Source organism: Gordonia liuliyuniae (assembly GCF_021739025.1).
GTDB classification, from domain to species: domain Bacteria; phylum Actinomycetota; class Actinomycetes; order Mycobacteriales; family Mycobacteriaceae; genus Gordonia; species Gordonia liuliyuniae.
Genome location: NZ_JAKKOT010000004.1, coordinates 226,710 through 245,868 on the forward strand (window position 1 = coordinate 226,710; position 19,159 = coordinate 245,868).

At 66.5% G+C, this 19,159-nt stretch carries 21 protein-coding genes and 1 pseudogene; 13 read left to right on the forward strand and 9 right to left on the reverse strand.

What is annotated here, in order from left to right; translation table 11 throughout:
• Positions 1-12: 12 nt before the first annotated feature.
• Positions 13-1,158: an acyl-CoA dehydrogenase family protein gene (locus tag L5G28_RS10285; protein ID WP_237001458.1), complete on the reverse strand. Its 1,146-nt coding sequence runs from the start codon at positions 1,156-1,158 to the stop codon at positions 13-15.
• A gap of 302 nt (positions 1,159-1,460) precedes the next feature.
• Here L5G28_RS10285 and L5G28_RS10290 point away from each other — a divergent pair, with 302 nt between their 5' ends.
• On the forward strand, positions 1,461-2,126 hold the full coding sequence (locus L5G28_RS10290) for a TetR/AcrR family transcriptional regulator (protein ID WP_237001459.1): 666 nt from the start codon (positions 1,461-1,463) through the stop codon (positions 2,124-2,126).
• Between the two features lie 4 nt (positions 2,127-2,130).
• Here the strand turns inward: L5G28_RS10290 and L5G28_RS10295 are convergent, their stop codons facing one another.
• Entirely contained in the window at positions 2,131-3,000 is an 870-nt protein-coding gene (locus L5G28_RS10295; RefSeq protein ID WP_237001460.1) for a MarR family transcriptional regulator, read from the reverse strand.
• A 101-nt stretch (positions 3,001-3,101) separates the two neighbouring features.
• On the opposite strand from L5G28_RS10295, the gene L5G28_RS10300 reads away from it, so the two are divergent.
• From L5G28_RS10300 to bluB, 3 genes are read left to right on the forward strand one after another with little or no spacing between them, the layout of a single operon-like run.
• Positions 3,102-3,884, forward strand: a complete 783-nt coding sequence (locus L5G28_RS10300; RefSeq protein ID WP_237001461.1) for an SDR family oxidoreductase — start codon at positions 3,102-3,104, stop codon at positions 3,882-3,884.
• Positions 3,885-3,912: 28 nt separating this feature from the next.
• Entirely contained in the window at positions 3,913-4,380 is a 468-nt protein-coding gene (locus L5G28_RS10305; protein ID WP_237001462.1) for a nuclear transport factor 2 family protein, read from the forward strand.
• A gap of 25 nt (positions 4,381-4,405) precedes the next feature.
• Entirely contained in the window at positions 4,406-5,065 is a 660-nt protein-coding gene (gene bluB, locus L5G28_RS10310) for a 5,6-dimethylbenzimidazole synthase (protein WP_237001463.1), read from the forward strand.
• A gap of 64 nt (positions 5,066-5,129) precedes the next feature.
• On the opposite strand, the gene L5G28_RS10315 is transcribed toward bluB, so the two are convergent.
• Complete coding sequence (locus L5G28_RS10315; RefSeq protein WP_237001464.1) at positions 5,130-6,740, reverse strand: AMP-binding protein; 1,611 nt, start codon at positions 6,738-6,740, stop codon at positions 5,130-5,132.
• A 137-nt stretch (positions 6,741-6,877) separates the two neighbouring features.
• Between L5G28_RS10315 and L5G28_RS10320 the strand changes: the two genes are divergently transcribed.
• From L5G28_RS10320 to L5G28_RS10330, 3 genes are all read left to right on the forward strand, one after another.
• Entirely contained in the window at positions 6,878-7,726 is an 849-nt protein-coding gene (locus L5G28_RS10320; protein WP_237001465.1) for a helix-turn-helix transcriptional regulator, read from the forward strand.
• A gap of 106 nt (positions 7,727-7,832) precedes the next feature.
• Positions 7,833-8,261, forward strand: a complete 429-nt coding sequence (locus L5G28_RS10325; protein WP_237001466.1) for a VOC family protein — start codon at positions 7,833-7,835, stop codon at positions 8,259-8,261.
• 76 nt (positions 8,262-8,337) lie between these two features.
• On the forward strand, positions 8,338-8,664 hold the full coding sequence (locus L5G28_RS10330; RefSeq protein ID WP_237001467.1) for a hypothetical protein: 327 nt from the start codon (positions 8,338-8,340) through the stop codon (positions 8,662-8,664).
• Positions 8,665-8,698: 34 nt separating this feature from the next.
• Here L5G28_RS10330 and L5G28_RS10335 read toward each other — a convergent pair whose 3' ends face one another.
• Positions 8,699-8,989 carry a hypothetical protein gene (locus tag L5G28_RS10335; protein ID WP_237001468.1) on the reverse strand — a complete coding sequence of 97 codons (291 nt, stop codon included), beginning with the start codon at positions 8,987-8,989 and terminating at the stop codon, positions 8,699-8,701.
• A gap of 140 nt (positions 8,990-9,129) precedes the next feature.
• Entirely contained in the window at positions 9,130-9,792 is a 663-nt protein-coding gene (locus tag L5G28_RS10340; protein WP_237001469.1) for a PAS and ANTAR domain-containing protein, read from the reverse strand.
• A 192-nt stretch (positions 9,793-9,984) separates the two neighbouring features.
• On the opposite strand from L5G28_RS10340, the gene L5G28_RS10345 reads away from it, so the two are divergent.
• Together L5G28_RS10345 and L5G28_RS10350 are read left to right on the forward strand one after the other, a co-directional pair.
• Entirely contained in the window at positions 9,985-10,389 is a 405-nt protein-coding gene (locus tag L5G28_RS10345) for a hypothetical protein (RefSeq protein WP_237001470.1), read from the forward strand.
• Between the two features lie 37 nt (positions 10,390-10,426).
• Positions 10,427-10,981, forward strand: a complete 555-nt coding sequence (locus tag L5G28_RS10350; protein WP_237001471.1) for a Dps family protein — start codon at positions 10,427-10,429, stop codon at positions 10,979-10,981.
• Positions 10,982-11,072: 91 nt separating this feature from the next.
• Here L5G28_RS10350 and L5G28_RS10355 read toward each other — a convergent pair whose 3' ends face one another.
• Complete coding sequence (locus tag L5G28_RS10355; protein WP_237001472.1) at positions 11,073-11,501, reverse strand: ChaB family protein; 429 nt, start codon at positions 11,499-11,501, stop codon at positions 11,073-11,075.
• Positions 11,502-11,586: 85 nt separating this feature from the next.
• Complete coding sequence (locus L5G28_RS10360) at positions 11,587-12,471, reverse strand: SDR family oxidoreductase (RefSeq protein WP_237001473.1); 885 nt, start codon at positions 12,469-12,471, stop codon at positions 11,587-11,589.
• A 216-nt stretch (positions 12,472-12,687) separates the two neighbouring features.
• On the opposite strand from L5G28_RS10360, the gene L5G28_RS10365 reads away from it, so the two are divergent.
• On the forward strand, positions 12,688-13,569 hold the full coding sequence (locus L5G28_RS10365; RefSeq protein ID WP_237001474.1) for a hypothetical protein: 882 nt from the start codon (positions 12,688-12,690) through the stop codon (positions 13,567-13,569).
• A gap of 4 nt (positions 13,570-13,573) precedes the next feature.
• On the opposite strand, the gene L5G28_RS10370 is transcribed toward L5G28_RS10365, so the two are convergent.
• Entirely contained in the window at positions 13,574-14,119 is a 546-nt protein-coding gene (locus L5G28_RS10370) for a TetR/AcrR family transcriptional regulator (protein ID WP_237001475.1), read from the reverse strand.
• A 150-nt stretch (positions 14,120-14,269) separates the two neighbouring features.
• Between L5G28_RS10370 and L5G28_RS10375 the strand changes: the two genes are divergently transcribed.
• The 3 genes and pseudogenes from L5G28_RS10375 to L5G28_RS10385 all read left to right on the forward strand — a co-directional run.
• A complete protein-coding gene (locus L5G28_RS10375; protein ID WP_237001476.1) occupies positions 14,270-15,487 on the forward strand; it encodes an oxygenase MpaB family protein in 1,218 nt (405 codons plus the stop codon).
• A gap of 65 nt (positions 15,488-15,552) precedes the next feature.
• On the forward strand, positions 15,553-15,732 hold the full coding sequence (locus tag L5G28_RS10380) for a hypothetical protein (RefSeq protein WP_237001477.1): 180 nt from the start codon (positions 15,553-15,555) through the stop codon (positions 15,730-15,732).
• A 216-nt stretch (positions 15,733-15,948) separates the two neighbouring features.
• Positions 15,949-16,777: pseudogene (locus tag L5G28_RS10385) on the forward strand (MFS transporter); the annotation flags it as partial.
• Here the strand turns inward: L5G28_RS10385 and L5G28_RS10390 are convergent.
• Complete coding sequence (locus L5G28_RS10390; protein WP_237001478.1) at positions 16,762-19,116, reverse strand: ATP-binding cassette domain-containing protein; 2,355 nt, start codon at positions 19,114-19,116, stop codon at positions 16,762-16,764. The pseudogene L5G28_RS10385 and the gene L5G28_RS10390 overlap by 16 nt on opposite strands.
• Positions 19,117-19,159: the final 43 nt, after the last annotated feature.

Genomic DNA, 19,159 nt, shown 5'->3' on the forward strand with positions numbered 1-19,159 from the left:
GCGGTGAGCGGTTTACGGGGCTGCGGTCCGGCCGAGGAGGCTGCGAGAGATGACGAGTTTGGAGACCTGTGCCGTTCCGTCGCCGATCTCGAGGCCGATCACGTCGCGCAGACGCTGGCCGACCTTGTGCTCGGTGGAGTACCCGACGTGGCCGAGGGTGAGGAGGCACTGGTGGATCACGTCCACTGCGAGCTTCGGCGCCCAGAACTTGGCCATGGCGGCTTCCGCGGAGTGCTCGATCGCATTGTCCTTGCGCCACAGTGCCTCATAGCAGACATGACGTGCGCCGGTGATGTAGGTGGCGTGCTCGGCGAGTGGGAAGGAGACGCCCTGGAACTTGCCGATCGGCTGTCCGAACGCCTCGCGGTCCTGCGCCCAGACGACGGCCTCGTCGAGCGACTGCTGCGCAGCCCCGAGGCAGAGCAGTCCGATGATGGCGCGCGAGTAGTCGAAGCCCTGCATCACCGAGACGAAGCCGCCGCCCTCGTCGCCGATCAGGTCGGCCGAGGTGACGGGCACGTCGTCGAAGTGGACCGATGCCCGGCCGATGGCTCGACTGCCCAGATCGTCGAACGGCGACCGGGTGATTCGCTCGTCGTGCAGGTCGACCCAGAACGCGCTCACCCCGCGGGCGCCCGGACCGCCGGTCCGGGCCAGGACGACCCCGCGGTCGGACGCCATGCCGAGCGTGATCGACGTCTTCTCCCCGGAGAGGAGCCACCCGTCGTCGGTCGGTGTCGCCTTCAGCGACAGCGCCGCAGCATCCGTGCCGTGATCCGGCTCGGTGATCATGATGCACGGGACCGTCTCCCCCGAGGCGATGCCGGGAAGCCATGCGGACTTCTGTTCGTCGGTGCAGTTGCGGACCAGGACGTCGCTGATCAACGCCGTGTTGATGATGAGATAGCCTGCGTTGAAGTCGGCTCGGCCGACCTCCTCCGCGGCGATGCCCGCGATGACGGCGGTCGCGTCCTGGCCGCCGTACTCCTCGGGGATGCGAAGCCCGGTCAGCCCCATATCGGCCATGTCGGTGGCCTGCTGTCGTCGGAACCGCGCGGTCTGGTCGTCGGCCTGATAGTGCGGGGCGAGGACCTTCTGCGCCCACCGCGCCATCTCCGTGCGGAAGGCCCGTTGGTCGTCGTCGAATCCGTAGTGCACGTGCATCTCCTCTGTTCTTGGCTTCTAGCGCACGTGCAGGACGTGACGGCCGCCGCAGTGATTCCCAGTGCAGTGATTCCCAGTGCAGTGATTGCCAGTGCAGTGATTCATGGCGTACTCCTGATCGATGTCGGGGGTGAGAGCGCCGATTAGAATGAATATCGATTCACTAATGATGAATCTATGTTCATTCCGACGGAGTGTCAAGGGTCACGCCCCATCTGTGCCGCAGCGAGGGAGTCACGCACCCTCGGCTAGAATGAACGCAGATTCATTCCCGCAGATTCATCCCAGGAGGCGTCATGTCCGCGGATCCACAACGTGCGTCAGTCAGTGACGCGGTGCGAGTGGTCAGCGCGTCGATGCGATCACGACAGATTCTCGACGCGGCGGCCCGGCTGATGGAGCGCACCGGGTCCGAGGCCGTCTCGATGCAGGCACTCGCCACCGAGGCCGGAGTCAGCGTCGGATTGATCTACCGCTACTTCGGTGGAAAGGACGACGTCCTCCTTGCCGTGATCGTCGAGGTCCTCGACGCGTTCCGGACCAGCGTGCCGCAGGCTGTCGACGCCGCGGGAGACGATCCCGTGCGACGTCTCGCCGCCGCGTTCACCGCGTACTGCCACGTGATCGCGCGATACCGCCACGCGGCCGTGTTGACCTATCGCGAGTCGAACGCGTTGTCCGCCGAGGGCCGCGAGACCATCAAGACGCTCGAGGTCGAGACGAGCCAGCCGCTGCGTACGGCGGTCCGCGACGGGGTCGACGCCGGGGTGCTCTCGACGCCCAACGCCGACCTCGTCGCCTACGACCTGCTGCTCCTCGCGCACGCGTGGGCGCTCAAGCACTGGTACTTCGAGCAGACCATGACGTTGGACGAATACGTCGAGGCACAGTTGGCACTGATGCTCCAGGCGCTGATTCGACCAGACCTGCGCGCCGAGTACTCGGACCTGCTCGACCGCTGACCCGTCAGGCGGCGTCCAGCAGCGCCGAGATGCGCGTGGCCGCTTCCGTGAGCGCCAGCCCGAACTCGGCGCGCTCGCGTGGATGCACGGCCGATCGCAGAACTCCGAGCTGCAACTCGTAGTCTGCCTCTCCGTGGTGGAAGACCGGCGCCGCCAGATAGCTCACCGGCAACGCCTCGTCCGCTGCGAGATCGTCGGAGAGGTAGGCGCGCGACGTCAGGCCAGCGAGCTGTCGGGTTGCTGTACGGCGAACCGCCGGGTCGATGAGCATCGGCCCGACAGCGCTCAACAGATCAGCCAGGGACTCGACGAGCGAGGCATCGGACGACATGGGCCGGTACGCCGCATAACCGAGTTCGCGAACACTGTCGAGAACCGCTCGCGCCCGGTCGCCGTTGTCCGGACGGTCGCCCTGCCACCTGAGCTGATCGGCAGGCGCCCGCCACGCCATGACAGCGGCCACCGCGGGATACGACACCGTCAATGTCTGCCCGAGCCCCAGGCCGGGGACCGGGCGGATCGGCGAGTGGACCTTCGCCACCACCGTCATCCGGTCGTCGACGAGTCGACTCACCGTCACACCGCACGACGTGGCCGCCACCAGATCGTCGAGTATCGAGATGATGTCCGGCGTCATCGCCGTACCGGCTCCGCCGTCTCCTCCGAGGGCTGCGACGCCGACGCCCAATCGGTACGCGCGCGAGGTGTCTCGCTCGACCCATCCAGCCGCATCCAGTTCGGCCAGGATCGCCGACATCGTCGGGCGCGCCACCCCGACAGCATCGGCGATCTGGGCGATCGTGCACGGGGTCTGGGCGCTCGCGAGATGCTCGAGCGTGTCGACCACGCGACGGGTCGGGGGTGAACCGGGCACGTGTGGGTCCGCCTCTCTTGTCTGGGCTGAGCGACACAGTTACGGTGTGTCGGATATTCACACCATATGAATCGACTATTCGAATAGCAAGGGAGTCTCGGTTGCTCGACACATTCAAGTTGGACGGACAAGTTGCCATCGTGACGGGTGCGGGCCGTGGGCTGGGTGCCGCGATCGCTGTCGGACTCGCGCAGGCAGGCGCCGATGTGGTGATCTCGGCGCGCACCGAGGCCGACCTGTCCGAGGTCGCCGACCAGGTGGCCGGAGCCGGCCGCCGTGCGGTGCCGGTGCCGTTGGATTTCGCCACCGACGAACCCGGACAGCTCGTCGACCACGCAGTGGAGAACTTCGGCAGAGTCGACATCGTCGTCAACAACGTCGGCGGTGCGATGCCCACGCCCTTCCTCAACACCCGGGTGAAAGACCTCGAGCGTGCGTTCTCGTTCAACGTCGGCACCGCGCATGGACTCTCGCTCGCAGCGGTCCCGGTCATGTTGGAGAACGACGGCGGTTCGATCATCAACATCACGTCGTCGATGGGCCGCCTGGCGGGCCGAGCGTTCCTCGCATACGGGACGGCGAAGGCCGCGCTCGCCCACTACACGCGGCTGGCCGCCGAAGACCTCGCACCGAAGATCCGCGTCAACGCGATCGCACCCGGCGCCATCCTTACCTCGTCACTGAGCTATGTCGCCGAGAACGACGAGATGCGTGGCGAACTCGAGTCGAACACCCCGCTCCGGCGAATCGGCGATCCGGGCGACATCGCAGCAACCGCCGTCTACCTGGCGAGCCCCGCCGCCGCGTACGTGACCGGCAAGATCATCGAGGTGGACGGCGGCCTCGAGGCGCCGAACCTCGTACTCCCGATCCCCGATCTGTGACCCGCCCGACTAGCGCAAGGATCGCCCGATGACTCTGCTCGAGACCGTTCGCGAGATCGAACATCTGAAGTACCGCTACCTGCGTGCAGTCGACACGAAGGACTGGGACGGATTGTCGGCGACGCTGACCGAGGACGTCCACACCGATTACGGGACCAAGATGGGCGGCCAGGAGCTGTCGTTCACCGACCGGAAGTCGGTGATCGAGTATTTGAGCCGGGCGATGAGCGGTTCGATCCTCACCGAACACCGCGTCGATCATCCGATCATCAATGTCGACGGTGAAACCGCCACCGGCAGTTGGTATCTGCAGGATCGCGTCATGGTGCCCGAGTTCGACACGCTCATCATCGGAGCGGCGTTCTATGCGGACGAGTACCGGTTGACGCAGGACGGCTGGCGGATCAGCCGAACCGGCTACGAGCGGACGTTCGAAGCGGTCGGCAGTCTCTCGGCGGGCGGTTGGCAGGTCCATCCCGGCCCGGCGCTCACCTGACGACGCGCCCGAGTACGTTCGGGTCATGGTCGAACGAACCTCATCCACCGGCGCAGGCGGCTTCGACCGCGAGTTCGTCGCCGAGTTCGACGAACTCCTGCGCTGGCGTCGGGATGTTCGGCGTTTCCGCACAGACCCGCTCGACCCGGGGGTGCTCGATGAGATCCTCGCGTCGGCGGAGCTCTCCCCCTCGGTCGGCAACAGCCAACCGTGGCGCTGGGTGGAAGTCCGGTCGCCTGCCCGGCGCGCCCTGGTGAAAGCCACTTTCGAGCGGTGCAACTCCGCCGCCCTCGCCGGCTACGACGGCGACCGCGCCCGTGACTACGCGACGTTGAAGCTGTCGGGTCTCGACGACGCGCCGGTCCATCTGGCGGTGTTCTGTCGGCCCGACCCCGACCAGGGCGCGGGCCTGGGACGTCGGACGATGCCGCAGACACTCGAATACTCCGTGGTGATGGCCGTCAGCGCGTTCTGGTTGGCGGCGCGTGCCCGCGGCGTAGGGGTCGGCTGGGTGTCGATCCTCGAACCCGGCGACGTCGTCGCCGCTCTCGACGTCCCCGACGACTGGGTCCTGATCGCGTATCTGTGCGTCGGCTATCCGGAGTCGCTCGACGAGACCCCGGAACTCGAACGGCTCGGCTGGCAGAAGCGGACCGACCCGCACGCCCGCTACGAGACCCGCTGACCAGTCGGTACCGAACAGGCCAGTCGGCCCGCCGTCGTGATGCTCGATCAACAGGTGCGAGCTCTCAGGCTTCTCGCTTGGCCTGCTCTCGCAGCGTGAACTTGAGGATCTTGCCGGTCGAGGTGCGGGGCAGATCGTCGACGAACACGATGTCTCGCGGAATCTTGTATCCGGCGAGCAGTTTGCGGGCGTGGGCGATCAACTCGTCCGCGGACACCGTTTCGCCCGGCCTGCGCTGAGCATAGGCGCGGGGCCGTTCACCCCACTTCTCGTCCGCCACGCCGATCACCGCGACATCGAGGATCGCGTCGTGACTGACGAGAGCCTGCTCCACCTCCACCGTCGAGATGTTCTCGCCTCCGGAGATCACGATGTCCTTGGCCCGATCCTTCAACTGGATGTAGCCGTCGGGGTGCATGACCCCGAGATCGCCGGAATGGAACCAGCCGCCGACGAACGCATCCTCGGTGGCCTCCGGATTCTTGTAGTACCCCGCCATCACGTTGTTGCCGCGCAGGACGATCTCGCCCATGGTCTCGCCGTCGGCGGCCACGTCGTTCATCTCGCTGTCGACGACGCGTGCCGCCTCGGCCTGCACCATGCCGACGCCTTGGCGCGACAGCCTCCCCGCCCGCTCGTCGGCGGGCAGATCGTCCCACGCAGGCTGGTACTCGCAGATCGTGTACGGCCCGTACACCTCGGTGAGTCCATACACGTGGACGACTGTGACGCCGATCGCCTCGAGCTGACCGATGACCGTCGGCGACGGCGGAGCCCCGGCCGTGGTGATGTTCAACGGCGCGTCGAGTGCATGGGCGCGATCGGCGCTGACGATGGTCGTGCACACCGTCGGCGCACCGCACAGATGAGAGACGCCGAGATCGTCGATCGCGTCCCAGATCGCGTCGCCGCGCACCGCGCGCAGACAGATGTGGGTGCCCGACGCCTGGGTGACGGCCCACGGCGTGCACCAGCCGTTGCAGTGGAACATCGGCAACGTCCACAGATAGCGGGTCTCGGGCGTGAAGCTGTTGTGGAACGTCTCGCCGAACGAATTCAGGTAGGCGCCGCGATGGGTGTACATGACGCCTTTGGGCTTACCGGTGGTGCCGGACGTGTAGTTGATGCTGATGATGCGGTTCTCGTCGTCGACGACCCACGGGATGGGCGGCGAGTCGAGGGTGCCCGCACGGGCGAGGTAATCGGTGTACGAGACGGCCCCGTCGACGGTCGTCTCCGATGGCGCGGGACCGAACTCGGTGTCGGTGATCTCGACGAGTGTCGTCAGCTTCGGCAGTTGCCCGACGATGGCGGCGACCACGTCACGGAACTCTGCATCGTAGAACAGGGTGGTGGCCTCGGCGTGGTCGAGGATGTAGACGAGTTCGGGTCCGGCGAGCCTCGAGTTCAATGCGACGAGGATGCCGCGGGACAGCGGGACGCCGAAGTTCGCGACCAGTGTCTCCGGCAGGTTCGGCGTCAGGAACGCGACGCGGTCGCCGTCGTCGATGTGATCTCGCAGGACCCGGGCCATCGCCTGCGCTTCCGCAGCGAACTCGGTGTAGGTCCACCGCCGCGAGCCGTAGACGATCGCCTCCTTGTCGCCGAAGACATCGGCGGCGCGCTCGAGGAAGCGGAGCGGGCTCAGTTCACTGCGGTTCGGGACGGGTGCCATCACGGTTCCTCCGGTCGATGCATCTGGGACGGGCTCGATTGTTGACGGTAGGTCCACGCCGGGCTCGGCCACCACCCCCGAAAGTAGGTAGGGTGATCTGGCACGATTGGCGCGGAGAGGGGCGGCGGAGAGAGACGATGGACACCAAACGCCCGAGCGATGCCGACGCGCTCGCCGCCGTCTTGCGCGCGGGGGGCCGCGACACCGGTCTGCCGGTGATGTTCGGCGGCCTGGTCGGCGAGCGTGCGAGCGCGTTGCTCACCGGGTTCGTCGGGACGCGCAGCCGTATCCTGCAGAATCTGGTGATCGATTCCTCGCGCGGGCTCGGTGGACGTGCGATCGCCGAAGGTCGGGTCGGCGCCGTCGCCGACTACGCGAACTCGTCCGAAATCACCCACGAGTACGACCGGGAGGTCGCAGGCGAGGGCATCGAGTCGCTGCTGGCCGTGCCAGCGGTCGTACGCGGCCGCACGCGCGCGGTGATCTACGGCGGTCTGCGGCGCGTCGAACTGATCGGCGACCTCGCGATCAACCGGATCGCGACATCCGCTGCCCGGCTGGCAGGCGAGATCGAGATCCGCGACGAGGTCGATCGTCGCGTCTCACTCATCGCGGAATCAGCTGCCGCGCAGTCGGTCCCAGTTCCGGCCGGGGTGTCCGAGGCGATCATCTCCAGCTATGTCGAGCTCGCCGACATCGCCCGTTCGACGGCGGATCCCGCTCTAGCCGAACGCTTGCACGGCGTCGAGAAGGTTTTGCGCGGCGTCGGTACCGCGCACGATGGTGACGGCCCGCACCTGTCCCCGCGCGAGTACGAGGTGCTCAGCCATGTGGCGCTCGGGTGCGGCAACGGTGAGATCGCCGATCGGCTCGGACTGCGCCCGGAGACCGTCAAGTCGTACCTCCGCACGATCATGACCAAACTGGAAGTACGGAACCGTCGGGAGGCCGTAGTTGCCGCACGTCGGCACGGACTGCTTGTGTGACCACACGCCGCTGTGACCACATCCGTTGTGGGGAGCCGAGTGTTTCGGCCCGACAGTGGCGGGGAACCCAGACGTCGAGAATCGCCCACGTGCCACGAAGGGACCCATGTTCATCCTCGAGTCCGACACGCCGCACCGCCTGGCAACCGACGACATCGATCGCACCGCCGAGTTCTGGAGTCGTGCGTTGCACCTGACTCGGCGACCACTCGGCGGCGAAGACGACGGCCAGCGTGGGGGCAAGCCTGGGGGCCAGGAAATCGAGTTGGTGGACGACGATGATCGCACGCGATTCATCATCGCCGCCCCGCCACCGCCTAAGACACCACCGCCTAAGACACAGCCGCGTCCGGCACGCATCGGGATACGCGGGTGGGACACCCAGGACGTGACGGCAGCGGTCGAACGGTTCGTCGCACTCGGTGCCTCGACGCCGAGCCCGCCGTATCCGGATCGGCCCGGTTACGCCGTCGTCGTCGATCCCGACGGCAACACTGTCGAGATCACCGCACGCAACAGCCCCGACCCCCAATAGTTGAGCCCCGGCGAGTTGAGCCCCGACAGTTGATTCCCGATGTTTGGACTCGCTGCCGACTGGGTACTCGTCCGGCATGACGCCAGACACGCCGAGCGCCGGACGGCGGGACGCCGAGAAGCGGTGGTCCGATCCGAACGCGTTTCGCGCCGCGGCCCGCTATGCGGCTGCGGTGCTCGTCGTCGGTGCGGTCCTGCTCGTCGTCTTCGCGGCGACCGGCGGCACGAGCGTGATACTCGGTGCTTCGGTGCCTGCAGTGTTCGGTGTGGGCGGTCTGCTGGCGTTGGGCATCGGTTTCGCCGCGTATCGGCGCGGGCGGATGTGGGTGTACTGGCAGGGCGCTGCGTGGGCTCTTCTCGCGTTGATGCTCGTCGCTCTCCCCCTCGCCCTCACCGCGCAGTGACCGTGCCCGTCCGCCGTGCTCATGCCAGCGACAGTCACACCACAGTCAGGACAAGGCCATGACCGAGTCGAGATTCACCGGTGCCGCGGAACGGGCCGGGAACGCCGTCGCGAGTCTGCGCAGTGGCCGGGCGGTGCACCGCCGCGGACTGACGTTGCCTGGTTCGGCGACCGTCGAGCGCGATGTGCTGCCGGTCGGATCCGGACCGGTCACGCTCCGCGTCTCGAAGGCCATCGGTACGCCGGGCGCGCTGCCCGACCTCGTCGGTGTCGCAGTACGCTTCGCGCCCGAGACCGTCCTCGTCACCAGCGACCGGACGACTCACCTGCCCACCGACACCGCCCGGGCTGGATCTCGATTCGCTCGCGGCCGCACTCCACACCCAAGAAGCGAGGTTGGCCGACATCCGGCGCGCCGCCTACCGCGGCAGCCGCCACGGCCGCGACCGGTAGGTGCCGAGCCGGTCTACGGCTCGGATTCTGCCGCCCCGCTCAGCACGACGAGGTCGAATTCGCGCCGGACGCTCTCCGGTATGCACGGATCGGCCAGCGCGCCCTCGACGATCGTTCGACAGACGTCGACGACGGGCACGTTGCGCGACTGCGAGAGCCAGCGGAGCACGTCGAACGCGCGGTCGTCTTCGATGCCGTAGACGAGCATGAGCATGCCCTTCGCCTGCTCGATGACTGCTCCCCGGGCGCGGAAATGCTGTACCTGTTCGTCGACGCGGTCACGGACCGTGTCGTCGACCGCGGGCCCGAGATCGACGTAGAAGCCGCCGGTACCGGCCACCTCGCCGTCTCGACCCCGGAACGTGCGACCCATCACGACGACGTGATGAACGCGGCCCGCCGTGTCGACGATGCGATGCCGACTGGAGAAGTGGGTTCGCCTCTCGCGCATGGTCCGCACGAGTTCGGTGAATGATTGGCGGTCGTCGATGTGCTTGTGCGAGATGAGCAGCGCGGTCGTCGGCTGCACTTCTCCCGGCCGGTACCCGTGTATCGCGGCCACCTCGTCCGACCACTCCCACCGGTCCTCGTCGAACCAGTATCGGAAACTGCCGACGCGATTACCCGATGCCCTCTGGCTCGCCGAATCCGCTCCCGCGTTGGTTGAGTTCGTCACTGTACTGACATTAGCGTTCGGCGACCTCGCCCGCTGCCGTGAACGAGGAGAACACCGCGGGTACTCGCGGCACAGTGTTTGCCGATGAGCGTGACCGGGTACTCAGGGGGCCTGAGCGCACAACCAGTGCGCTGAGCTCCAATCGCCGAATATGACGGTCATCGATCGTCACGATCTATGGGAGGTCTTCTAATGAACGTCGAACCAACCCCGGGCGGCGGGAGCGGACCCGCGAACGGCGGCCCGACCGACCCGGTACGGTCACATCTGTTCGCGAGGACGGCTCGGCCACTCAAGGCGGTCGGACTCGTCGGCTACGGCGCGCTCCTCCTCGCTGTGGCATCGCTCGCGCTGACGATCGCCGCCGCCGGATTCGACATGATGGTGACGCCCTGGATCGTGGCCACCGTCGTATTCGGAATCATCGGCATCGGCTGCCTGGTGTTCGCTCGCACACGTCTGACCGCCAACGACTCACTCGACCGTCCGGGACACGATCCGATCGTTCCCGAGGTCACCGCCGAAGAGGCGGCTGAGTACGAGCGCGAGTTCCACGGCCGCCGCGTCCACCGCGACGAATCGCCGGATCCTCGATGACATCGCCTGCATGATCAACGAAGGGAGCACTACCGCGATGACCGTTCAGCACACCATCGCCAACAACAACACAAACACCAACACCAACGACTCGGAGAGGTTGATCGCCGCACTTCAAGGGCGGTTGAGCGCCCTCAGTGATCTGCACCTGACTCTCAAGCACGTGCATTGGAACGTGGTCGGCCCGTCGTTCATCGGCGTCCACCAGATGATCGATCCGCAGGTGGAGACCGTACGCGGGTTCGCTGACGATCTCGCCGAGCGGATCGCGACACTCGGTGGTTCGCCGTGCGGTACGACCGCCGCTATCGCCGACAACCGGACCTGGGACGACTACAGTCTCGGTCGTGACACCGTGTCCGCACACCTCGCGGCGCTCGACGTCGTCTACGACGGCGTCGTCGGATCACACCGCGCGGCGATCGAACTGGCGGGCAAGATCGACCCCGTGTCCGAAGACATGCTGATCGGGCAGACTGGGGAACTCGAGGAATTCCAGTGGTTCATGCGGGCACACCTGGAAGACCCGTTCGGCGACTTGCCGCACGCTGCGCAGGCCACCGAGGCGGGGGCCGCCTCGACCGCTCGCTGACCCGACCGACAGGTGAGCGCCGCTCGACGATCTTCGTCGAGCGGCGCTTCCCTCTGCGTGGCGTGTCCTTCTGCGTGGCCTGCGTGGCTTGTCAGTGCTTCTTGCGTGCCGATCGGGCACTGCGGGCGTTGGCGTCTTCGATGGCGTCGATCAACTCGCCCTTGCGCATCGTGGAGCGTCCACGAATGTCGAGGTCTCGTGCGACGTGAAGGAGATGGTCCTTGGTCGCCTCGGCGTTCACCCCGGAGTGGCTCTTTCCCGCCGCGTTCGGGCCGCCGCTCTTGTCCCGCTGGTCGGACGGTCCGCGGGACGACTTGGCGACCCACCGGTCGCCGACCCGTTCGTACGAGTGCTTCAGGGCGGCGTACGCGACACGGTGTGCGCTCTCCTCGGAGTCGTACTCCTTGAGGGCGCTGTCGTGCGCCTCGGCGAAGGTCCGCTGCGCCTTCGCGGACGAACGTGCCACGGTATCGGGCAGTTCGGAACGACGCGGACGGCCCTTCTTGTCTGTCTTCGGCATCTTCTCCTCCTTCTGTCGGGCGGATGGCTGTATGACAGGGTCGCTCAGATGTGACAGTCGACTCTGATGCAGGTCGGATCGGTGATCAGCCGGGGTGCGTCTCGCCGCCGATCGGTGAGAGAACCTCCCCCGTGTAGTACGACGACAGGAGCGGGGACGCGAAGAACACGTACGACGGCGCGATCTCGTCCGGTTGCGCGGCGCGACCGTACGGCGCCTGTTCGCCGAAATGCTCGACGTCCTCGTCGCGAAGCGTCGCCGGGATGAGCGGCGTCCACACCGGCCCGGGCGCCACACAGTTGACGCGGATCTTCCGATCGAGCAACGCTTGCGCGAGCGACTTGGTGAGCGTGTGGACTGCCCCCTTGGTCGCGGCGTAGTCGATCAACGTCTGGTTTCCGCGCAGCCCGTTCACGGAGCCGGTGTTGATGATCGACCCGCCGGGCGTCAGATGCTCAAGCGCCGCGCGCGTCGTATGGAAGAAGCTGTCGATGTTGACCGCGAACGTCCGCCGCCACTGCTCGTCGGTCAACTCTGCGAAGTCGTCTACGGGCGCCTGATACGCGACGTTGTTGACGAGGACATCGAGTCCGCCGAGGTCGGCGACCGTCCTCGCGACGACGTCGGAGCAGTGGTCGGGCTCGGCGAGGTCGCCAGGGTAGGCCACACCTCGGCGCCCCTGCTCCTCGACGAGTTCGACGGTCTTCGCGGCGTCGTCGCTTTCCGAGAGGTACGCGATCGCGACGTCGGCGCCCTCCTTCGCGAACGCCACCGCGACGGCTCGCCCGATGCCCGAGTCGCCCCCGGTCACGAGGGCGCACTTGTCGGCCAGCAGCCCCCGGCCATGGTACGAGCGCATCTCGTCGGACGGCTGCTCATCCATCTGTGAGGTGTGCCCTGGATACGGGATCGGCCCGGTCTTCCCTGGCGCGCGAGGATCGGTTGAATCATCTGTGCCGAGTGAGTCCATAGCTGACGAATTCCCGGGAATCGCGCTGGTCAAACATAGGTGAAAACCAGAAGCTCATGCAGTACGTTCGGGTCGATGAGTGATGACGTGACAGTCGTCGGGCTGATGGCCGACCGGGGTGTCCCGAACCGCATTGCGGCGTCCGTCTGCGAGCGCCTCGCGCGTGACCTGCGTCGGGATGTCGGCGGTCAGTGAGAAGTTAGGCGCAGCCAGGAAGTGCTTCCGGTCGACCCGGACGGCGAGATCCCCCTCGCTGCGCAGGCGCCCGCCCTGATGGAGCGAAACAAGTGGGACGTCGTCGTCTATCTGACGGATCTGACGCATTACCGCGACGGTCGGCCCATCCGCTACGAGGTGTGCAGCCCTGATCCGGCGACTGTCGTCTTCGTACCCGCACTCGGTGTGTGGCGCCAGCGTGCTCGCACCGTCCGCCTGCTGGCCGGGCTCGTCGCCGCCGTTGCGGCGGGCCGCCCGCCGTCCGACGACGTCGTACCCGGGCGCGAGATCTCCGGCCCGGCAGGTCGTCTCGCGATGCTCGCGGGCATGGTGCACAGTAATCGCCCCGGCCGCATGCTGGGCGCACTGACCGGCTGTACCGCGTTCGGTTTCGCGTCCGGAGCGTTCGGCGTCTTCTACGGCAGCGTCTGGCAGATCGCGGACGCTCTCTCGCTCGCCCGGCTGGGCGCGATCAGTCTCGTAGTCGTCGCGGCCCTCGTCGCATGGCTGATAGTGAGCAACGGGCTATGGACGCATTCGTCCCGGCCGCACCCACCCGGACGCGCAGTGGACAATGCGTCGACGGTGATCACGGTCTGTTCGGCTGTCGCACTCATGCACGTCCTGCTCGTAGCAGGACTCACCGGGCTGGCGTTCGTCGTCGTCGACTCGGGGTACTTCGCCAGTCAGCTCGGACACGACGTCGGGACGTCGAGTTACGTGCGGCTGGGATGGTTCGCCGCATCGCTCGGCACCATCGCTGGGGCGCTCGGCTCGAACTTCGACAGCGAGGAGTCGGTGCGGGAGGCCACGTTCAGCAAACGATGGTACGAACGCCGCAAATTGTTCGACGCCTACGACCGCGACGCCTACGATCCCTGAACCCTTACGGTCGCTGAAACGCCCTCAGCGACATCGCCAACTGCGTACAGATGTCGGCCAACTCGTCAGCCTCGACGTCGCGCTCGACGAGCCACGTCTCCATCAGACGGTAGACGCCACCGACCGCGAACCGGGCGGTGCGACGCAAGTCCGTCTCCGCGGCGTCCGACTGTTCGGCGAGGTTCGCGACGACGGCTTCGGCGACCAAGTCCAGCGTGTCGCGACGACGACGATCGAGCCCCTCGACGCCTGCGTCGTCACTGGTCATGATCCGGAACATCTGCGGATCGTCGGCGATGACCGACAGGAACGCGCGGAGCGCGGCCCGCAACTGTTGCTCAGTTCCGCCGCCGGCTTCGACGCTCGACTCGATGAGGGTCGTCACCAGTTCGGTGCGCACCTCGTCGGCGACGGCGACGATGAGCGCGTCCCGGTTCGGGAAGTGCTCATAGAAGTACCGGTACGCCAGGCCGGCTTCGCGAGCCGTTCCGCGGACGGTGACGTCGCCGATCCCGGAATCGCCCCAGATCCGCCGGCCGGCGGCGACCAACCGCCGCCGTCTATCGTCACGACGATCACCAGCACTCACTCCGCCGTAATCACGGACTACTTCTCTGCGTGTCATTGACATCGGATTCTAGTCCGCACTAGTTTGGGAAACGACCGTTATCCATTAAATCGTCGAACAGAGGTCACGCGAATGAGTGCTGGCATTCCTCGCAGGCATCCCGCATCCCCGCAGCGAGTTCCGGTCGGCGTCGACGGATTCGCCCGACTCCTGCGCATCCAGCCCGTCACCGAGACGGAGTTCGCGCGTATCGGCGAAGCCCTCACCGAGGGCGATCCTCTGATGGATCACGTCGTGGACGAGATGATCAAGGGCGCGGGCGTCCGAGCCCTCCGTCCGATGTTCGAACAGGCCCTCGAGCACGGCATCGACGCTGTCCCCGACGCGCCGGAGTATCTGCGCGGCTTCTTCGCCGTCGTCGAACGGACGCCCGACTGGGTCGATCAACGCAAGCTCGAGGTCGCGGCACGGACGATGAACAGCGGCGGCGCCGACGGACTGTACGTCGCACGTGACGTCGCGCTCGTCGGCGGCTACGCGTTCTCCGGCTTCAACCAGACGCTGCTGCGCACCGGTGCACTGGAGAAGGGGTCGAACACCCGGTTCGCCGAGACGTCGCAGTGGGCGCTGGACGTGATCGAGGACGGCGGTCTACTCGCGCAGGGTGTCGGTTATCGGTCCACCCTGCGCGTCCGGTTCATCCACTCCCTCGTGCGCAGGCACGTCGCCGCGATGGACGACTGGGACTCGGACGAGTGGGGGCTCCCGATCAACCAGGCGGACATGGCTGCGACCATGGTCGGTTCACTCATCGCGCCGATGGTCGGCGGACTCGCGATGGGATTGTTCAACACGCCGGCGGAATACCAGGCCGTCGCGCACCTGGCCCGATACGTCGGGTGGCTCATGGGCGTCGCCGACGAATTCCTGCCCGTGGACTTCCGGGACGGCATCCGCATCCTGCACCACACCTCGGCTGCGCTCTCCACCCCCGACGAGACCTCCGCCCAACTGGCCAGGCCGATGGCGGACGACCCGCTGCGGTGGCACTACCCGAGGTTCCAGACGCTCCGCCGTCGGATAGCCCAGTCGCAGCACCTGTCGGTCAGCGCGTTCTTCCTGGGACGCGGCGCAATGCGGACCCTCGGCCTGCCGACCCGGACGGTCCCCTGGTACCCGATCCTTCGGATTCCGGTGAACACCCTGCACTCGATCGCCAAGCTGCTGCCGGGCGGCAGCGTCCGCGCTTCTGCCCGCGGACGGGCCGAGCAACTGCGGTTCATGCAGACCATGCAGGACAGTCCAGTGACCATCGGCCATACGACGCACCTGTCGCAGCACGCTGCCTGACCTGCTCAGAAGTGTCCCCTCCGCAGTCATCGCGGAGGGGATTCTTCTTTTGTGCCCCCATCCGGGTGACCGCGCTGGCCGAGGTCGAATCGGTCGCGGCACCGACCATGTCGAAGATCGTCGCGAACCTCGAGACGATGTCGCCCGCCGACCGAGACACCGTCGACGCAGGCCTGCGACTGCTGTCGACAGCACTCGCTCCCGGACTCGACTCCTCCGATCGACAGAAGGACGCCATTTTATGACCTCGTCCCCACCAGCGCGATCCCACAGCGACTCACCACAGGCCGGCGACGACCCCCACTACAAGTGGATAGCGCTGTCGAACACCACCCTCGGCATGCTCATCGCGACGGTCAACAGCTCGATCGTGCTGATCGCGCTGCCGGACATCTTCAAAGGCATCGGCCTCAATGCGTTGACTCCGTCGAACACCAGTTACCTGCTGTGGATGATGATGATGGGATTCCTCGTCGTCACCGCTGTGGGCGGGCATCTACATGGTTCCGATGACCATCGGCTTCCTCTTCGTCGCACCGGTGTCCGGCGCGCTGTCGGACAAGCTGGGCACCAAGTGGTTCACCACGCTCGGCATGCTGATCACCGCGGGCACCTTCGTCGCGTTGATTCTGCTGCCCGTCGACTTCGCGTACCCCGCCTTCGCGGTGATCCCGTTGATCAACGGAATCGGAATGGGCCTATTCAGCTCGCCGGAACCGGGCGGAGGTGATGAACTCGCTGCCAGCGACCTCGCGGGGCTCGGGCGCGGGCATGATGACGACGTTCCAGAACGCCGCGATGGTGCTGTCGATCGGATTGTTCTTCTCCCTCATGATCGTGGGTCTCTCGTCGAACCTGCCCGACGTGATGTTCTCCGGACTCACCGAGAACGGCGTGCCCGCCGATCAAGCCGAGACGGTGGCGAACCTGCCGACCGTCGGCATCCTGTTCGCCGCGTTCTTGGGTTACAACCCGATTCAGGAACTGCTCGCGGGCAGCGGACCACTGCCAGGCGTCGACATGGACCACCTCATCGGCCTGGACTTCTTCCCACACTTGATCTCCGAACCGTTCGCCGACGGTCTGTCGGCCGCGTTCTGGTTCGCAGTCGTGGGCTGTGTCCTCGGGGCGATCTTCTCGCTGTTCACTGGGAACCGGACCCCGAAGGTCACCGCGGTCGACGTGTCAGGGGGCGTGCCCGTCGACGTGTCAGGCGGCGTGTCAGACGGCGGCGAGGCAGCGGACCAAGCACAGGCGGACGAAGCACAGGCGGATCAGACGCCGGTGTAGGCCGCGAGGTGCTCACCGGTCACGGTGGCTCGTTCGCCGACGAGGTCGGCCGGCGTGCCCTCGAACACCACGGTGCCGCCGTCCTGGCCTGCGCCTGGGCCGACGTCGATGATCCAGTCGGCATGCGCCATGACCGCCTGGTGGTGTTCGATGACGATCACCGACTTGCCCGCGTCGACGAGCCGATCGAGCAGCCGCAACAGTTGGTCGACGTCGGCTAGGTGGAGGCCGGTCGTTGGCTCGTCGAGCACATACGTCGTCGCCTTCTCCGCCATCGCCGTCGCCAACTTGATCCGTTGACGCTCCCCGCCGGACAGGGTCGTCAACGGTTGGCCGAGCGTCAGATAGCCGAGACCGACGTCGTGCAGACGGACCAGGATCTTGTGCGCGGCAGGAGTCCTGGCCTCGCCGTCGTCGAAGTAGTCCAGGGCCTCGTCGACGGACATGGCGAGGACGTCACTGATGTCGCGGCCGTCCACCCGGTACTCGAGGACGCCTGCGGCGAAACGTTTGCCCTCGCAGTCGTCGCACACCGTCGCGACCCCGGCCATCGTCGCGAGATCGGTGTAGATCACGCCGTTGCCCTTGCACGTGGGGCAGGCGCCCTCGGAGTTGGCGCTGAACAACGCGGGTTTGACGGAGTTGACCTTCGCGAAGGTCTTGCGGATCGGGTCGAGCAGCCCGGTGTACGTGGCCGGGTTGCTCCGTCTCGATCCGCGGATCGCAGTCTGATCGATCGTGACGACATCGGCGGACGCAGGCATGCTGCCGTGGATCAGCGAACTCTTGCCCGACCCCGCGACGCCGGTGACGACTACGAGGACGCCCAGGGGAACGTCGACGTCGACGTCGCGCAGATTGTTCGTCGACGCGCCGCGAATCTCGATGGCGCCGGTCGGTGTCCGGAAGTCTGCCTTCAGGGAACTGCGATAGCCCAGGTGCTGTCCGGTCAGTGTGTCGCTCGCCGCCAGCCCGGCCACGTCGCCCTCGTAACAGATCTCGCCTCCGTCGGTGCCCGCGCGCGGTCCGATGTCGACGGCGTGATCGGCGATGGCGATGGTCTCCGGCTTGTGCTCGACCACGAGGACCGTGTTCCCCTTGTCGCGCAGGCGCAGCAGGAGATCGTTCATGCGTGCGATGTCGTGCGGGTGCAGTCCGATGCTCGGCTCGTCGAAGACGTATGTGACGTCCGTCAGCGCCGATCCGAGGTGGCGGATCATTTTGGTGCGCTGCGCCTCGCCCCCGGACAAGGTGCCTGTCGGCCGGTCCAGCGCGAGGTACCCGAGCCCGATCTCGACGAACGACTCGAGCGTCGCGTGCAACTTGGTCAGCAGTGGCGCGACGTTCGGCTCCGACAGGCCGCCGACCCACGCGGCGAGGTCGGAGATCTGCATCGCGCACGCGTCGGCGACGCTGATCCCGTCGATGCGGCACTCGCGAGCATGTTCGGCGAGCCGGGTGCCGCCGCAGTCCGGACAGGTATCGGCAGTCACGGCCCGTTCGATGAACGCCCGGATGTGCGGTTGGACGGAGTCGATGTCCTTGGACAGCATCGACTTGGTGATCCGAGGGATCAGCCCCTCGTACGTGATGTTGATGCCGTCGACCTTGATCTTGACGGACTCCTTGTACAACAGATCGTCGAGTTCACGTGTGGTGTACTCGCCGATCGGCTTGTCCGGATCGAAGAAGCCCGAGCCGCCGTACACGCGGCCGTACCAGCCGTCGGCACTGAAACCGGGCACCGTGATTGCACCCTGGTTGAGTGACTTGTCGGCGTCGTAGATCTGCGTGAGGTCGATGTCCGAGACCGTCCCCATGCCTTCGCACCGCGGGCACATTCCGCCGACGCGTTCGAACGACGCCTTCGCAGCCTTCTTTCCCTCCGCTTTGATCACACCGCCGCCCGAGACCGACGGCACGTTGAACGACAAGGCATTCGCCGTCGGCACCGGGGGTGTGCCGAGCCGGCTGAAGAGGATCCGGAGCATCGAGTTCGCGTCGGTGATCGTGCCGACGGTAGATCGCGGGTTGCCGCCGATCCGCTCCTGGTCGACGATGATCGCCGTCGTAATGCCGTCGAGCAGGTCGACGTCGGGCCGTCCGAGACTCGGCATGAAGCCTTGAACGAACGCGCTGTACGTCTCGTTGATGAGCCGCTGCGACTCGGCCGCGATCGTGCCGAACACCAGCGAACTCTTCCCGGACCCGGACACGCCAGTGAAGACCGTCAGGCGTCGCTTGGGTAGTTCGACGTCGACGTCTTTGAGGTTGTTGACGCGAGCACCGCTCACTCGGATTCGGTCATGACTGTCGGCCGGTCGCGGGTTCTCCACCATGCGTGAACTCTAATACGAGCCGCCGACAGTTCTCCGACGACGA

Excerpts from the sequence above, each read along its gene's own strand:
- L5G28_RS10290 (WP_237001459.1), top strand. The coding sequence starts at position 1,461 with ATGTCCGCGGATCCACAACGTGCGTCAGTCAGTGACGCGGTGCGAGTG.
- L5G28_RS10305 (WP_237001462.1), top strand. The coding sequence starts at position 3,913 with ATGACTCTGCTCGAGACCGTTCGCGAGATCGAACATCTGAAGTACCGC.
- bluB (WP_237001463.1), top strand. The coding sequence starts at position 4,406 with ATGGTCGAACGAACCTCATCCACCGGCGCAGGCGGCTTCGACCGCGAG.
- L5G28_RS10315 (WP_237001464.1), bottom strand. The coding sequence starts at position 6,740 with ATGGCACCCGTCCCGAACCGCAGTGAACTGAGCCCGCTCCGCTTCCTC.
- L5G28_RS10320 (WP_237001465.1), top strand. The coding sequence starts at position 6,878 with ATGGACACCAAACGCCCGAGCGATGCCGACGCGCTCGCCGCCGTCTTG.
- L5G28_RS10325 (WP_237001466.1), top strand. The coding sequence starts at position 7,833 with ATGTTCATCCTCGAGTCCGACACGCCGCACCGCCTGGCAACCGACGAC.
- L5G28_RS10330 (WP_237001467.1), top strand. The coding sequence starts at position 8,338 with ATGACGCCAGACACGCCGAGCGCCGGACGGCGGGACGCCGAGAAGCGG.
- L5G28_RS10345 (WP_237001470.1), top strand. The coding sequence starts at position 9,985 with ATGAACGTCGAACCAACCCCGGGCGGCGGGAGCGGACCCGCGAACGGC.
- L5G28_RS10350 (WP_237001471.1), top strand. The coding sequence starts at position 10,427 with ATGACCGTTCAGCACACCATCGCCAACAACAACACAAACACCAACACC.
- L5G28_RS10355 (WP_237001472.1), bottom strand. The coding sequence starts at position 11,501 with ATGCCGAAGACAGACAAGAAGGGCCGTCCGCGTCGTTCCGAACTGCCC.
- L5G28_RS10360 (WP_237001473.1), bottom strand. The coding sequence starts at position 12,471 with ATGGACTCACTCGGCACAGATGATTCAACCGATCCTCGCGCGCCAGGG.
- L5G28_RS10375 (WP_237001476.1), top strand. The coding sequence starts at position 14,270 with ATGAGTGCTGGCATTCCTCGCAGGCATCCCGCATCCCCGCAGCGAGTT.
- L5G28_RS10390 (WP_237001478.1), bottom strand. The coding sequence starts at position 19,116 with ATGGTGGAGAACCCGCGACCGGCCGACAGTCATGACCGAATCCGAGTG.